Raw genomic sequence first — 13,610 nt, forward strand, 5'->3', positions numbered from 1 at the left:
CAAATGCCAGGTGACGCCCCCCAAGACGCTCCCTGACATCGTCAACTTAGACCTTCGAACCCCTTCGATGGTTACGTTCACATCACTGTGATCTGCGTCTCTTGCATATGTCCGGTAGATGCGCAAGAGCCCGGATATGCCGTCCGGGACTCAAGCGTAAGGATGATGCGCGAGCCTTGTGAAGAGCTTATGTGAGCCGGGCCCGGGACTCCAGAGGGGCTCATATCACGTTCGCCGCGAACTTAGGGCGAATTCGGGTGACTTCACCGGAATGTCCGGAGCCGAAGGCTGTTCGTGACGACGAAAACCGACGAGAAGGCCATCGCGGCCCCGGCGATCATCGGGTTCAGCAGTCCCGCGGCGGCCAGCGGCAGCGCGGCCACGTTGTAGCCGAAGGCCCAGACGAGGTTCCCCTTGATCGTGGCCAGCGTCCGGCGGGACAGCCGGATCGCGTCCGCGGCCACCCGCAGATCGCCCCGCACCAGCGTCAGATCGCCCGCCTCGATCGCCGCGTCCGTGCCGGTGCCCATGGCCAGGCCCAGATCGGCGGTGGCGAGCGCGGCCGCGTCGTTGACGCCGTCGCCCACCATGGCGACGACCCGTCCCTCGGCCCGCAGCCGCCGTACGGCCTCGACCTTGTCCTCGGGCAGGACCTCCGCGATCACCCGGTCGATCCCGACGGCCTCGGCCACCGCTTCGGCCACCGCCCGGTTGTCCCCGGTCAGCAGCACCGGCGTGAGCCCCAGCGCGCGCAGCTCGCGCACCGCCTCGGCGCTGGTCTCCTTGATCGCGTCCGCCACGGCCAGCACGGCCCGCGCCGTCCCGTCCCAGCCGGCCAGGACGGCCGTACGGCCGGCCCGCTCGGCCTCGTCCCGCGCGCGGGCCAGCTCCGGCGGTACGTCCCCGAAGAGCCGCCCCACGGCGACCTCACGGCCCTCCACACGTCCCCGTACGCCCCGCCCGGGGACGTTCTCGAAGTTCTCGACGCCCGGGAGCTGTCCGGCCCTCTCCTCGGCCCCCAGCGCGATCGCACGGGCCACGGGGTGCTCGGAGGCGTGCTCGACGGCGCCGACGAGCCGCAGCACCTCCTTCTCGTCGGCGCCCCCGGCGACATGAACCTCCTGGAGGGTCATGCGGCCCGTGGTGACCGTGCCGGTCTTGTCCAGGACGACCGTGTCGATCCGGCGCGTGGACTCCAGGACCTCCGGGCCCTTGATGAGGATGCCGAGCTGGGCGCCGCGGCCGGTGCCGACCATCAGTGCGGTCGGGGTGGCCAGGCCCAGCGCGCACGGGCAGGCGATGATCAGGACGGCGACGGCGGCGGTGAACGCGGCGACGCCGTCGCCGGTCAGGCCGAGCCACACGCCGGCCGTGGCGGCGGCGATCAGCAGGACCACCGGCACGAAGACCCCGGCGATCCGGTCGGCGAGCCGCTGTACCTCGGCCTTGCCGTTCTGCGCGTCCTCCACCAGCTTCGCCATCCGCGCGAGCTGGGTGTCGGCGCCGATCCGGGTGGCCTCGACGACGAGCCGGCCGCCCGCGTTGACCGTCGCGCCGGTGACCGCGTCCCCGGCCGTCACGTCCACCGGCACCGACTCGCCGGTCAGCATCGAGGCGTCCACCGCCGAGGCGCCCTCGACGACCGTGCCGTCGGTGGCGATCTTCTCGCCCGGCCGTACGACGAACCGGTCGCCGACGGCCAGCCGCTGCGCCGGGATCCGCACCTCGCGCCCGTCCCGCAGCACGGCCACTTCCTTGGCGCCCAGTTCCATCAGCGCCTTGAGGGCCGCGCCCGCACGGCGCTTGGAACGGGCCTCCAGGTAGCGGCCCAGGAGGATGAAGGCCGTGACGCCGGAGGCGACCTCCAGGTAGATCGAGGAGGCGCCGTCACCGCGCGAGACCGTGAGTTCGAAGGGGTGCCGCATGCCGGGCATGCCCGCGTCGCCGAGGAACAGGGCCCACAGGGACCAGCCGAACGCGGCCAGCGTGCCGAGGGAGACCAGCGTGTCCATGGTGGCGGCGCCGTGCCGGGCGTTCGTCCAGGCCGCCCGGTGGAACGGCAGCCCGCCCCAGACGACGACCGGTGCGGCGAGGGTGAGCGAGAGCCACTGCCAGTTGTCGAACTGGAGCGCCGGGACCATCGCCAGCAGGACGACGGGCACGGCGAGGGCGGCGGAGACGACGAGGCGCCGGCGGAGGGCCGACAGGTCGGGGTCCTCCCCGGCGGCGTGCGTGCCCTCTGCGGCGGGCTCCTCCTCCCGCGCGGGCGCCGGCTCCTCGGCGGTGTACCCGGTCTTCACCACGGTCGCGATCAGGTCGGCGACCTCGGTGCCCACGGGGTAGGTCACCCGGGCCTTCTCCGTCGCGTAGTTCACCGTGGCGGTGACGCCGTCCATGCGGTTGAGCTTCTTCTCGACGCGGGCCGCGCAGGAGGCGCAGGTCATCCCGCCGATGAGCAGCTCGACCTCGGCGAGCGCCGGTTCGCGGTCGGCCGGTGCCTTGGCGGTGGTGCTGGTCATGTCCGTACTCCAGGAGATGCGGGGCGCCCGGGAAGCGGGACGGGCCGTACGGGCCGGGGGCGGCGGCGTACGGCCCGTACGTCGGTACGTCGGTACGAGTGCCAGGACCGGGGTGTCCCAGGCCTGTGCGTCTCGGGCTCTCGAAACCGGCGAAGGTCCTTCCGGTCAACGGGCTCAGGCCTTACTGGCTGACGGGCTCAGGTTTTGCCGCCTGACGGGCTCAGGCCTTCCCGGCCGACAGCTCAGGCCTTGCCGGCCAGCTCGAAACCGGCCTCGTCGACGGCCGCACGCACGGCATCGTCGTCGAGCGGGGTGGCGGAGACGACCGTGACCTCGCCGGTCGAGGCGACGGCCGTCACCGAACTGACGCCGGAGATCTGGGAGATCTCGCCGGAGACGGCGCCCTCGCAGTGTCCGCAGCTCATGCCGCTCACCTTGTAGACGGTGGTGACGGGGCCCGTGGTGTCGGTCTGGGCGGTCATGTCGTTACTCCTCGTCGAGGCATGTGGGGCCATGGGGACCTCTGGGGTCCGCATATCCCCCCACTGTACCCCTAGGGGGTATCACTTCACGACGTCCCCGACCAGTGGACTCAGGTAGCGCAGGAGGGTGACCTTCAACTCCTGGACGTACGCCTCGCGCTCAGCGCCCTCGTGGGCCAGGACCAGCTCCAGGCCCGCCTTGTAGATGCCGACGCACATCTGGGCGGTGCGGGCGAGGGCCGGTGCGGGGGTGCCGGGGGTGAACGGGGCGAGGAGCGCCTCGACCCGGGCGGTCAGCGTGCGATGCAGCGCGTCGTGCTCCTCGGCGATGCGTCCGGGGATGTCGGGCCCGTGCATCAGCGCGAAGAAGGCCGGGTGGCGGCAGTTGAACTCGATGAAGCGGTCGACGGTCCCGGCGATCACCTCCTCGATCGGGGTGGCCCCGGGGTCGATCGGGGTGAGGACCTCGTCGTAGGACTGCCGCATCTCGTGCATGAGCCGGCTGCCCAGCTCGATCGCGATCGCTTCCTTGTTCGGGAAGAACTGGTAGAGCGTCCCCGGTGAGACGCCTGCCTCGCGGGCGATGGCATTGGTGCTGGCGGCCGTGTAGCCGGTCGTGGAGAAGACGGTGGCGGCGGCGTCGAGGAGCTGGGCGATCCGGCGCTCGCCGCGCGCCTGACGGCGGCGCGGCCGGTCCTCGGTCGCCGTCGTCGTCTCGGCTCCGGGTTTCGCCGTTCCGGGTTTCTCGGTCTTCTCGGGCACGCGTTTTCCCCAGGTCTCAGCACGCGATTGACAAACACGAGTGGCCGCTCGCATTCTGGAGTCAGCAGAAATGCGAGCGATCTCTCGTGTCTGCCAGTCTATGGCAGCCCCGTGCTGTCAGGCTGCGCCTGGACACGGGGCACGGTGAAGGGGACACCGCACGATGACCGAAGTCAACACGCCACCACGCGTCGGAGCCTGGACCCGCTTCGTGACCACCCGGCCCAGACTGTCGCTGCTGGTGGCGCTGGTGCTCACCGCGCTCGCGGTGCTGGCCGGCAGCGGCGTCGCCGACCGGCTCGGCGCCGGCGGCTGGGAGGACCCCGCCGCCGAGTCCACGTACGCGACCAAGGCCCTGGAGCGCGAGTTCCCCGGCTCCCAGCCCAACCTGCTGCTCCTGGTCGACGCGGGCGACGTCTCGGTCGACGACCCGGCCGTCGCCGCCCGGGCCGAGCGCCTCGCCGAGCGACTGGCGCACGAGAAGGGCGTCACCGGCGTCGGCTCCTACTGGCAGTCCGGCACCCCGGCCCTGCGCGCCGAGGACGGCCACGAGGCACTGGTAGCAGCCCGCATCACGGGCGACGAGAAGACCGCCGGCGAGACCCTGGAGCGCATCGCGCCCCACTATCGCGGCGTGCACGGCCCGGTGGACGTCACCATCGGCGGCCCGGTCGCCGTGCGGCACGAGATGCAGACGATCATCCAGGAGGACCTGACCCGGGCCGAGCTCATCGCCCTGCCGGTGACGCTCGTGCTGCTGGTGATGGTCTTCGGCAGCGCCGTCGCCGCCCTGCTGCCGCTCGGCATCGGCATCGTCGCCATCCTGGGGACGAACGCGATCCTGCGCGGCCTCACCGAGCTCACCGACGTGTCCGTGTTCGCGATCAACCTCACCACGGCCCTCGGCCTCGGCCTCGCCGTCGACTACGCGCTGTTCATCGTCCGCCGCTTCCGCGAGGAACTGTCCACCGGCGCCGAGCCCCTGACCGCGATCGGCACCACGCTGCGCACGGCCGGCCGCACGGTGCTGTTCTCCGCCCTCACGGTCGCGGTGTCCCTGGCGGCGATGCTGGTCTTCCCGCAGTACTTCCTGCGGTCCTTCGCCTACGCCGGTATCGCCGTGGTGCTGCTGGCCGCGGCCGCCGTGCTGATCCTGCTCCCGGCGGCGCTGACGCTGCTGGGGCACCGGGTCAACTCCCTCGACCTGCGTCGCGTGTTCCGGCGTGGACACCGGCCGAGGCCCGCCGCGGAGGAGGGCAGGGCCTGGGCGCGCTCGGCGTCGCTCGTCATGCGCCGCGCCCCGTTCTTCGCCCTGGGCACCACCGCCGTCCTCGTCCTGCTCGGACTGCCCTTCCTGGGCGTCAAGTTCGGCACGGCCGACGACCGCCAGCTGCCCTCGACCTCCGAGTCCCATGTCGTGCAGCAGCACATCCGGGACGGCTTCCCGGGCAGCCCCGGCGGCGGCCTGGAAGTGCTCGCCGAGGGCCGCGCGACCGAGGCGCAGTACGGCGCCTACAAGGAGCGGATCGCCGGGCTGCCCGATGTGCAGCGGGTCGACGGGCCGCTGGTGAAGGGCGACTCGGCGTACTTCACGGTGCTGCCGAAGGGCGAGGCGGTCGACGACCCGGCCCAGCGCCTCGTCGGCGAACTGCGCGAGGTCCGGGCCCCCTTCGACACCAAGGTCACCGGCACGGCGGCCGTCCTGGTCGACTCCAAGGACGCCATAGGGGAGCGCCTGCCGCTCGCTGCCGTCTTCATCACGATCGTCACCCTGCTCCTGGTCTTCCTCCTCACGGGCAGCGTGCTCATACCGGTCCAGGCGGTCGTCCTCAACGCGCTCAGTCTGACGGCCATGTTCGGCGCGGTCGTCTGGATCTTCCAGGACGGCCATCTCTCCGGCCTGCTCGGCTTCACCAGCCCCGGCTCCATCGAGACGACCCTCCCGGTCCTGATGTTCTGCGTGGCCTTCGGCCTGTCCATGGACTACGGCGTGTTCCTGCTCTCCCGCATCAAGGAGGAGTACGACCGCACCGGCGACCACGACCAGGCCGTCCGCCACGGGTTGAAGCGCACCGGCGGGCTGATCACGGCGGCGGCGGTCATCCTGGCCGTGGTCATGGTCGCGATCGGCACGTCCCGGGTCACCAACACCAAGATGCTCGGCCTGGGCATCGCCCTGGCGGTCCTGATGGACGCGATGATCGTCCGCAGTCTCCTGGTCCCCGCTGTCATGCGCCTCACCGGTCGCGCCACCTGGTGGGCCCCGGGCCCCCTGCGCCGCTTCCACGAACGCTTCGGCCTGAGCGAGTCCGGCCCGGAACCGGCCAGAGCACCGGAACCGGCCCGGGAAAAGGCCGGAACCCCGGGCTGAAGCACCGGCCCGTACGGCACGGGCTAGCGTTCGCCGAGGCACTGACTGCCCGGGGCGCCGGGATCCACGGCGACCCCGGACTCGAAAGGAAGGCGGGTAGACCATGCGGGCCGTGGTGTTCGAGCGGTACGGGGAGCCGGCCGAGGTGCGGGACGTCGCCGATCCGGAGCCCGCGGAGCACGGGGTCGTCGTGCGGGTCGAGGCCACGGGGCTGTGCCGCAGCGACTGGCACGGTTGGCAGGGCCACGACCCGGACATCGCGCTGCCGCATGTGCCCGGGCATGAACTCGCCGGGGTCGTCGAGGCGGTGGGCGACCGGGTCACCCGCTGGCGGCCCGGAGACCGGGTCACCGTGCCGTTCATCTGCGCCTGCGGCACCTGCCCGTCCTGCGCGGCCGGCGATCACCAGGTGTGCGAGCGGCAGACCCAGCCCGGCTTCTCGCACTGGGGCTCCTTCGCCCAGTACGTGGCCCTGGACCACGCCGACGTCAACCTCGTGGCGCTTCCCGGGGAGCTGTCCTTCGCGACGGCGGCCTCCCTGGGCTGCCGGTTCGCCACGGCGTACCGGGCGGTGGTGCGGCAGGGCCGGGTCGCGGCGGGGGAGTGGGTCGCGGTGCACGGGTGCGGCGGGGTCGGCCTCTCCGCGGTGATGATCGCAGCGGCGTCGGGCGCCCGGGTCGTGGCCGTCGACGTGTCGCCCCGAGCACTGGACCTGGCCCGGAGGTTCGGGGCGGCGCACTGCCTGGACGCGTCGGCCGTGCCGGACCCTGCGGTGGCGGTCCGTGACCTCACCGGTGGCGGTGCCCATCTCTCCCTCGACGCCCTCGGTTCCCCTGCCACCTGCGCCGCCTCCGTGAACGGCCTGCGCCGTCGCGGCCGGCACATCCAGGTCGGCCTGCTGCCCTCGCCGGCCGGCACGACACCCGTGCCGATGGCCCGCGCGATAGCCCTGGAGCTGGAACTCCTCGGCAGCCACGGCATGGCCGCGCACGGCTACCCGCCGATGCTGGAGCTGGTCCGCAGCGGCGTCCTGCGCCCCGACCTGCTGGTGACCTCCACGATCCCGCTCGACGAGGCCCCGCAAGCCCTGGCGGCGATGGGGACGGCGCCACCGGCGGGCGCGACGGTCATCGAGCCGTGGCGCTGACCGTCCCCCGGAGGCAGCCGTGCCCCACGCGGCGGTGGGGCACGAGGGCGGGCCGGCATGGTCAGTCGGCTCTTCGGGCACGGTTGGCGGGCCGGGACGCCACCCAGGCCCGGACCGTGTCGGCGTACCAGTAGGGCTTGCCGTTCTCGACATGGTCGGGCGGGGGCAGCAGACCGTGCTTGCGGTAGGACCGCACGGTGTCCGGCTGCACCCGGATGTGTGCCGCGATCTCCTTGTAGGACCAGAGCCTTCGGTCGGTCATGACGTGTACCTCCCCGCGCGCACCACGGCGGCGACCGGGGACGGCCGTCCGGGGGAGCCGGGCGCTGCGCTGGCGATCAACGAGCCTGTGTCCGGTCAACGACGCTCGGTGACACAGGGCAGGGCCTGTGCACGGGTGTGACGGAAGGTCCGCGTACACGGGACACCCGTGACAGGAAGGGGGCGTTTGTGACACAGCCGGGGCAAACGCGCCGTCCAGGCTCCGGCGGGGTGCCTTGACGCGGCATCAGGCGAAGACTGAAGAACGAGGGCGCACACACGGCGGACACCTGCGCACGACACCGGAAAGCGCTGTCATGATCTGGTCCGAATGTCCGGACAAAACATTGACAGGGCTTCGGGTAGGGGACTACAAAGCCGGGGAGAGCCGACACCAAGGGGAAGCCGATGGCGTACGACCTGATCACCATGGGGCGCATCGGAGTGGATCTGTATCCGCTCCAGACGGGCGTCCCGCTGCCGCAGGTCACGTCCTTCGGCAAGTTCCTCGGCGGCTCGGCCACGAACGTCGCGGTCGCCGCGGCCCGCCTGGGACGGCCCACCGCGGTGATCACCCGCACCGGCGACGACCCCTTCGGCACCTACCTGCACGAGGCACTGAAGGGCTTCGGCGTGGACGACCGCTGGGTCACCCCGGTCCCCGGCCTGCCCACCCCGGTCACCTTCTGCGAGGTCTTCCCGCCGGACGACTTCCCGCTGTACTTCTACCGGCAGCCCAAGGCCCCCGACCTGGAGATCGACGCCCACGAGCTCGACCTGGACGCCATCCGTGACGCCCGCGTCTTCTGGGTCACGGGCACGGGCCTGAGCGAGGAACCGAGCCGTACGGCGACCCTCGCGGCCCTGGCCCACCGCGCCAAGTCCGGCACGACGGTCTTCGACCTCGACTGGCGCCCGATGTTCTGGACCGACCCCGACGCGGCCCGCCCCTTCTACGAGGAGGCCCTGCGCCACACCACCGTCGCCGTCGGCAACCTCGACGAGGTGGAGGTCGCCACCGGCGTGCGCGAGCCGCACGCCGCCGCCCGGGCCCTCCTGGACGCCGGTGTCGAGCTGGCCGTCGTCAAACAGGGCCCGAAGGGCGTCCTGGCCGTGAACCGCGACGGTGAGAGCGCCGAGGTCCCGCCGCTGCCGGTGAACGTCCTCAACGGCCTCGGCGCCGGAGACGCCTTCGGCGGCTCCCTGGTCCACGGCCTCCTGGCCGGCTGGGACCTGGAGAAGACCATGCGGCACGCCAACGCCGCCGGCGCCATCGTCGCCTCCCGCCTGGAGTGCTCCTCCGCGATGCCCACTCCGGACGAGATCGAGGCGGCCGTCACCGCGGGGGCCGTCAAGTGACCGTCGACGTCTCCGAACTCGTCCGCCTCCGCAGCCACCGCCCGGAGGCGATCGCCGAGGCCGCCGCCCGCCGCCCGCGCCGGCCCCTGCTGAACGACAACGGCCGGCTGATGATCGTCGCCGCCGACCACCCGGCCCGCGGCGCCCTCGGCGTCGGCGGCCGCAGCCTGGCCATGGCCAACCGCGCCGACCTCCTCGAACGCCTCTGCCTGGCCCTGTCCCGCCCGGGCGTGGACGGCGTCCTCGCCACCGCCGACATCCTCGACGACCTGCTCCTGCTCGGCGCCCTCGACGGCAAGGTCGTCCTGGGCTCGATGAACCGCGGCGGCCTCCAGGGCGCGTGCTTCGAACTCGACGACCGCTTCACCGGCCACCGCCCCGAGGACATCGAGCGCCTCGGCTTCGACGCGGGCAAACTGCTCCTGCGCATCGACTACGACGACCCGGGCTCGCTCACCACCCTGGAGTCCACCGCCCGCGCCATCGACGACATGGCGGCCCGCCGGCTCCCCGTCTTCGTCGAGCCGTTCATCTCCCGCCGCGACGAGACGGGCCGGCTGCGCAACGACCTGTCCGCCGAGGCCGTCACCCGGTCCATCGCCATCGCCTCGGGCCTGGGCGGCACTTCGGCTTACACCTGGCTGAAGGTGCCGGTCACCGACAACCCCGACGACATGGCCGAGGTCATGGCCGCCTCCACGCTGCCCGCCGTGCTGCTGGGCGGCGAGGTGGGCGACGACCAGGACGGGGCGTACGAGAAGTGGCGCGGCGCTCTCCAACTGCCCACCGTGCGCGGTCTGGTGGTCGGCCGTTCGCTGCTGTACCCGGCGGACGGCGACGTGGCCGCCGCCGTGGACACCGCCGTAGGACTGCTGTGAGGGCCGCTTCATGAGCAGTGAGCCGTACATCCCCCAGGGCACCACGACCCGCGTGCGGATCGTGCCGCCCCTCCCGGGCGTCCCCGACACCCGGGCCCAGATCGCCTCCGGCGCGGGAGGCCGCTTTGCTTTGGCAGGAGCGAAGTGCGAGCGACAACTCCCCGCCCGCTACGGCCCCGCGCCGGAGGTCCCTCACGCCAGGGCGTGTCCGCGGCGCACGCGGCCTCGTCGTGCCGTGCCGGAGACCTGCGTGTTCACACCCGGTGGTGAACACCCGCGGCGGCCACTGCGTACCCGTGACCATCCATAGGGAGGGGAAACCGATGACCTCGACGACGAGGCTGACGGTCGCTCAGGCGCTCGTACGCTTCCTGTCCGCCCAGTACACCGAACGCGACGGCGTACGGCAGCGGCTCATCGGCGCCACCTGGGGCATCTTCGGCCACGGCAACGTCGCCGGCATCGGCCAGGCGCTCCTGGAACACACGGACGCGATGCCGTACCACCAGGGCCGCAACGAACAGGCCATGGTGCACGCCGCGGTCGGTTACGCGCGCCAGTCGGGCCGCCTGTCCACGCACGCGGTCACGACCTCCATCGGCCCGGGCGCCACCAACCTCGTCACCGGCGCCGCGCTGGCGACCATCAACCACCTGCCGGTGCTGCTGCTGCCCGGCGACATCTTCGCCACCCGCCCCGCCGACCCGGTCCTCCAGCAACTGGAGGTGCCGTACGCGGGCGACGTGTCGGTCAACGACTGTCTGCGCCCGGTGTCGAAGTACTTCGACCGGATCACGCGCCCGGAGACCCTGATCCCGTCGGCGCTGAACGCGATGCGCGTGCTCACCGACCCCGTCGAGACCGGCGCCGTCACCCTCGCGCTGCCCCAGGACGTGCAGGCCGAGGCGTACGACTGGCCCGACGAGTTCTTCGCCGAGCGCGTCTGGACCGTACGGCGGCCCGGCGCCGACCCGGCGGAGCTCGCCGAGGCGGTACGGATCATCCGCGCGGCGAAGCGGCCCCTGGTCGTCGCGGGCGGCGGCGTCCACCACAGCCGCGCCGAGGAGGCGCTCGCCGAGTTCGCCGAGACCACCGGCATCCCGGTCGCCTCCACCCAGGCCGGCAAGGGCTCCCTGCGCCACGACCACCCCCAGGACGTCGGCGGCATCGGCCACACCGGCACGGCCACCGCGGACGAACTCGCCCGCACCGCCGACCTGGTGATCGGCGTCGGCACCCGCTACACCGACTTCACCACCGCCTCCGGCACCCTCTTCACCGGCGAGAACGTCCGGTTCCTCAACCTCAACATCGCTTCCTTCGACGGCCACAAGCTCGCCGGGCAGCCCCTGGTCGCGGACGCCCGCACCGGCCTGGAGGAGCTGACCGAGCGGCTGGAGATGCACGGCCACCGGGTCGCGCCGCTGTACGCCACCGAGTACACCGAGGACAAGGAGCGCTGGGAGCAGCGGGTCGACGCCTGCTACGAGGTGGACGAGCCGGACACCCGCCCGTCCCAGCCGCAGGTCCTCGGCGTCCTGGACGCCCTGGTCGACGAGTCGGACATCCTCATCAACGCCGCCGGTTCCCTCCCCGGCGACCTGCACAAGCTGTGGCGGACCCGGTCCCGCGACCAGTACCACCTGGAGTACGGCTACTCCTGCATGGGCTACGAGATCCCGGCCGCCATCGGCGTGAAGATGGCCGCCCCCGACCGTCCCGTGTGGGCGCTGGTCGGCGACGGCACGTATCTGATGATGCCGACGGAGATCGTGACGGCCGTGCAGGAGGGCATCGCGATCAAGGTCCTGATCATCCAGAACCACGGCTACGCGTCCATCGGCGGACTGTCCGAGTCGGTGGGCGGCGAGCGGTTCGGCACCGCCTACCGCTTCCCGTCCGAGGACGGCACGTACACGGGGCCACCGCTGCCGGTGGACCTCGCCGCCAACGCGGCCAGCCTCGGCATGCGCGTGCTGCGCGCGAAGACCGTGCGGGACCTCCAGGCGGCGCTCGCCGAGGCCCGGGCCGCCGACACTCCCACATGTGTCTACGTGGAGACCCAAACGGCAGACACAGTGTCGGGCGCGCCTCCCGCGCAGGCCTGGTGGGATGTACCCGTGGCCGAGACCGCGACACGGCCGTCCGCGGTCAAGGCACGCGAGCTGTACGAACGGCACGTCTCCACCCGACGCCGCCATCTGTGAAGGAGTTCCCGGCCATGACGAAGATCGTCAACCACTGGATCGGCGGCAAGACCGTCGAAGGCGCCTCGGGCACCCACGGGCCGGTGACCGATCCGGCGACCGGCGAGGTGACGACGAAGGTCGCGTTCGCCTCGGTCGACGAGGTGGACGCGGCGGTCGCCGCCGCCAAGGAGGCCTTCGCCACCTGGGGCCAGTCCTCCCTGGCCCAGCGCACCTCGATCCTCTTCAAGTTCCGCGCGCTGCTCGACGCCAACCGCGACGAGATCGCCGAGCTGATCACCGCCGAGCACGGCAAGGTGCACAGCGACGCCCTCGGCGAGGTCGCCCGCGGCCTGGAGATCGTCGACCTGGCCTGCGGCATCAGCGTCCAGCTGAAGGGCGAGCTGTCCACGCAGGTGGCGAGCCGCGTCGACGTCTCCTCCATCCGCCAGCCGCTCGGCGTCGTCGCCGGCATCACGCCGTTCAACTTCCCGGCGATGGTGCCGATGTGGATGTTCCCCCTCGCCATCGCGTGCGGCAACACGTTCGTGCTGAAGCCGAGCGAGAAGGACCCGTCGGCGTCGATCAAGCTCGCCGAGCTGCTCGCCGAGGCGGGCCTGCCGGACGGTGTCTTCAACGTCGTCCACGGCGACAAGGTGGCCGTCGACCGCCTGCTCGAACACCCGGACGTCAAGGCCGTCTCCTTCGTCGGCTCGACCCCGATCGCCCGCTACATCCACACCACCGCGTCCGCCAACGGCAAGCGCGTCCAGGCGCTCGGCGGCGCCAAGAACCACATGCTGGTCCTCCCGGACGCCGACCTGGACGCCGCGGCCGACGCCGCCGTGTCCGCCGCCTACGGCTCGGCCGGCGAGCGCTGCATGGCCATCTCCGCGGTCGTCGCGGTCGGCTCGACCGGCGACGAACTGGTGGAGAAGATCCGCGAGCGCGCCGAGAAGATCAAGATCGGACCCGGCAACGACCCCGCCTCCGAGATGGGCCCGCTGATCACCAAGGTCCACCGCGACAAGGTGGCGTCGTACGTCGAGGGCGCGGCGGCCGAGGGTGCCGAGGTGGTCCTCGACGGCACCGGCTACACCGTGGATGGCTTCGAGAACGGCCACTGGATCGGCATCTCGCTCCTCGACAAGGTGTCGACGAGCGCGAAGGCCTACCAGGACGAGATCTTCGGCCCGGTCCTGTGCGTGCTGCGCACGGAGACCTACGAGGAGGCCCTGGACCTGATCAACGCCTCGCCGTTCGGCAACGGCACCGCGATCTTCACCCGGGACGGCGGCGCCGCGCGCCGCTTCCAGCTGGAGGTCGAGGCCGGCATGGTCGGCGTGAACGTCCCGATCCCGGTCCCCGTGGGCTACCACTCCTTCGGCGGCTGGAAGGACTCCCTCTTCGGCGACCATCACATCTACGGCAACGACGGCACGCACTTCTACACCAGGGGCAAGGTCGTCACCACCCGCTGGCCCGACCCGGCCGACGCCCCGGCGGGCGTGGACCTGGGCTTCCCGCGCAACCACTGAGGCGTACACCACCCGCAGTACGCCGAAAACTCCGTGTACACCCCTGGAAGGCCTTGCACTTCGGTCTCTGGTCGACAACTCATCGACAGGTTGACCCCGTACCGTTG

10 protein-coding genes and 1 pseudogene are annotated in these 13,610 nt (G+C 71.9%); 7 read left to right on the plus strand and 4 right to left on the minus strand.

Going from position 1 to position 13,610, the window contains the following annotated elements; all coding sequences use genetic code 11:
- Positions 1-263: 263 nt before the first annotated feature.
- The 3 genes from MQE23_RS28660 to MQE23_RS28670 all read right to left on the minus strand — a co-directional run bounded on the left by MQE23_RS28660 (position 264) and on the right by MQE23_RS28670 (position 3,658).
- Positions 264-2,519, minus strand: coding sequence for a heavy metal translocating P-type ATPase (locus MQE23_RS28660; RefSeq protein WP_020273566.1), 2,256 nt, complete (start codon positions 2,517-2,519; stop codon positions 264-266).
- Positions 2,520-2,761: 242 nt separating this feature from the next.
- On the minus strand, positions 2,762-3,001 hold the full coding sequence (locus MQE23_RS28665) for a heavy-metal-associated domain-containing protein (protein ID WP_020273565.1): 240 nt from the start codon (positions 2,999-3,001) through the stop codon (positions 2,762-2,764).
- An 81-nt stretch (positions 3,002-3,082) separates the two neighbouring features.
- Positions 3,083-3,658 (minus strand): TetR family transcriptional regulator, encoded by a 576-nt coding sequence (locus MQE23_RS28670; RefSeq protein ID WP_243382792.1) that lies wholly within the window; start codon positions 3,656-3,658, stop codon positions 3,083-3,085.
- Positions 3,659-3,926: 268 nt separating this feature from the next.
- Here MQE23_RS28670 and MQE23_RS28675 point away from each other — a divergent pair, with 268 nt between their 5' ends.
- Entirely contained in the window at positions 3,927-6,134 is a 2,208-nt protein-coding gene (locus MQE23_RS28675) for an MMPL family transporter (RefSeq protein ID WP_243380640.1), read from the plus strand.
- Between the two features lie 103 nt (positions 6,135-6,237).
- The gene (locus tag MQE23_RS28680) at positions 6,238-7,281 is read left to right on the plus strand and encodes a zinc-dependent alcohol dehydrogenase family protein (protein ID WP_243380641.1); all 1,044 of its coding nucleotides are present in this window, start codon (positions 6,238-6,240) and stop codon (positions 7,279-7,281) included.
- Positions 7,282-7,342: 61 nt separating this feature from the next.
- Here the strand turns inward: MQE23_RS28680 and MQE23_RS28685 are convergent, their stop codons facing one another.
- Positions 7,343-7,543 carry a MerR family transcriptional regulator gene (locus tag MQE23_RS28685; RefSeq protein ID WP_010046844.1) on the minus strand — a complete coding sequence of 67 codons (201 nt, stop codon included), beginning with the start codon at positions 7,541-7,543 and terminating at the stop codon, positions 7,343-7,345.
- A gap of 407 nt (positions 7,544-7,950) precedes the next feature.
- Between MQE23_RS28685 and iolC the strand changes: the two genes are divergently transcribed.
- From iolC to mmsA, 5 genes and pseudogenes are all read left to right on the plus strand, one after another.
- Entirely contained in the window at positions 7,951-8,901 is a 951-nt protein-coding gene (iolC, locus tag MQE23_RS28690; protein ID WP_243380642.1) for a 5-dehydro-2-deoxygluconokinase, read from the plus strand.
- On the plus strand, positions 8,898-9,779 hold the full coding sequence (locus MQE23_RS28695) for a hypothetical protein (RefSeq protein ID WP_020273560.1): 882 nt from the start codon (positions 8,898-8,900) through the stop codon (positions 9,777-9,779). Before iolC ends, MQE23_RS28695 begins: the two co-directional genes overlap by 4 nt.
- Positions 9,780-9,858: 79 nt before the next feature.
- Positions 9,859-9,972: pseudogene (locus MQE23_RS28700) on the plus strand (5-deoxy-glucuronate isomerase); the annotation flags it as partial.
- 130 nt (positions 9,973-10,102) lie between these two features.
- A complete protein-coding gene (gene iolD / locus MQE23_RS28705) occupies positions 10,103-11,986 on the plus strand; it encodes a 3D-(3,5/4)-trihydroxycyclohexane-1,2-dione acylhydrolase (decyclizing) (RefSeq protein WP_243380643.1) in 1,884 nt (627 codons plus the stop codon).
- Positions 11,987-12,000: 14 nt separating this feature from the next.
- Entirely contained in the window at positions 12,001-13,503 is a 1,503-nt protein-coding gene (gene mmsA, locus MQE23_RS28710) for a CoA-acylating methylmalonate-semialdehyde dehydrogenase (protein WP_243380644.1), read from the plus strand.
- Positions 13,504-13,610: the final 107 nt, after the last annotated feature.

This window comes from Streptomyces sp. HP-A2021, assembly GCF_022807935.1.
Classification (GTDB): domain Bacteria; phylum Actinomycetota; class Actinomycetes; order Streptomycetales; family Streptomycetaceae; genus Streptomyces; species Streptomyces afghaniensis.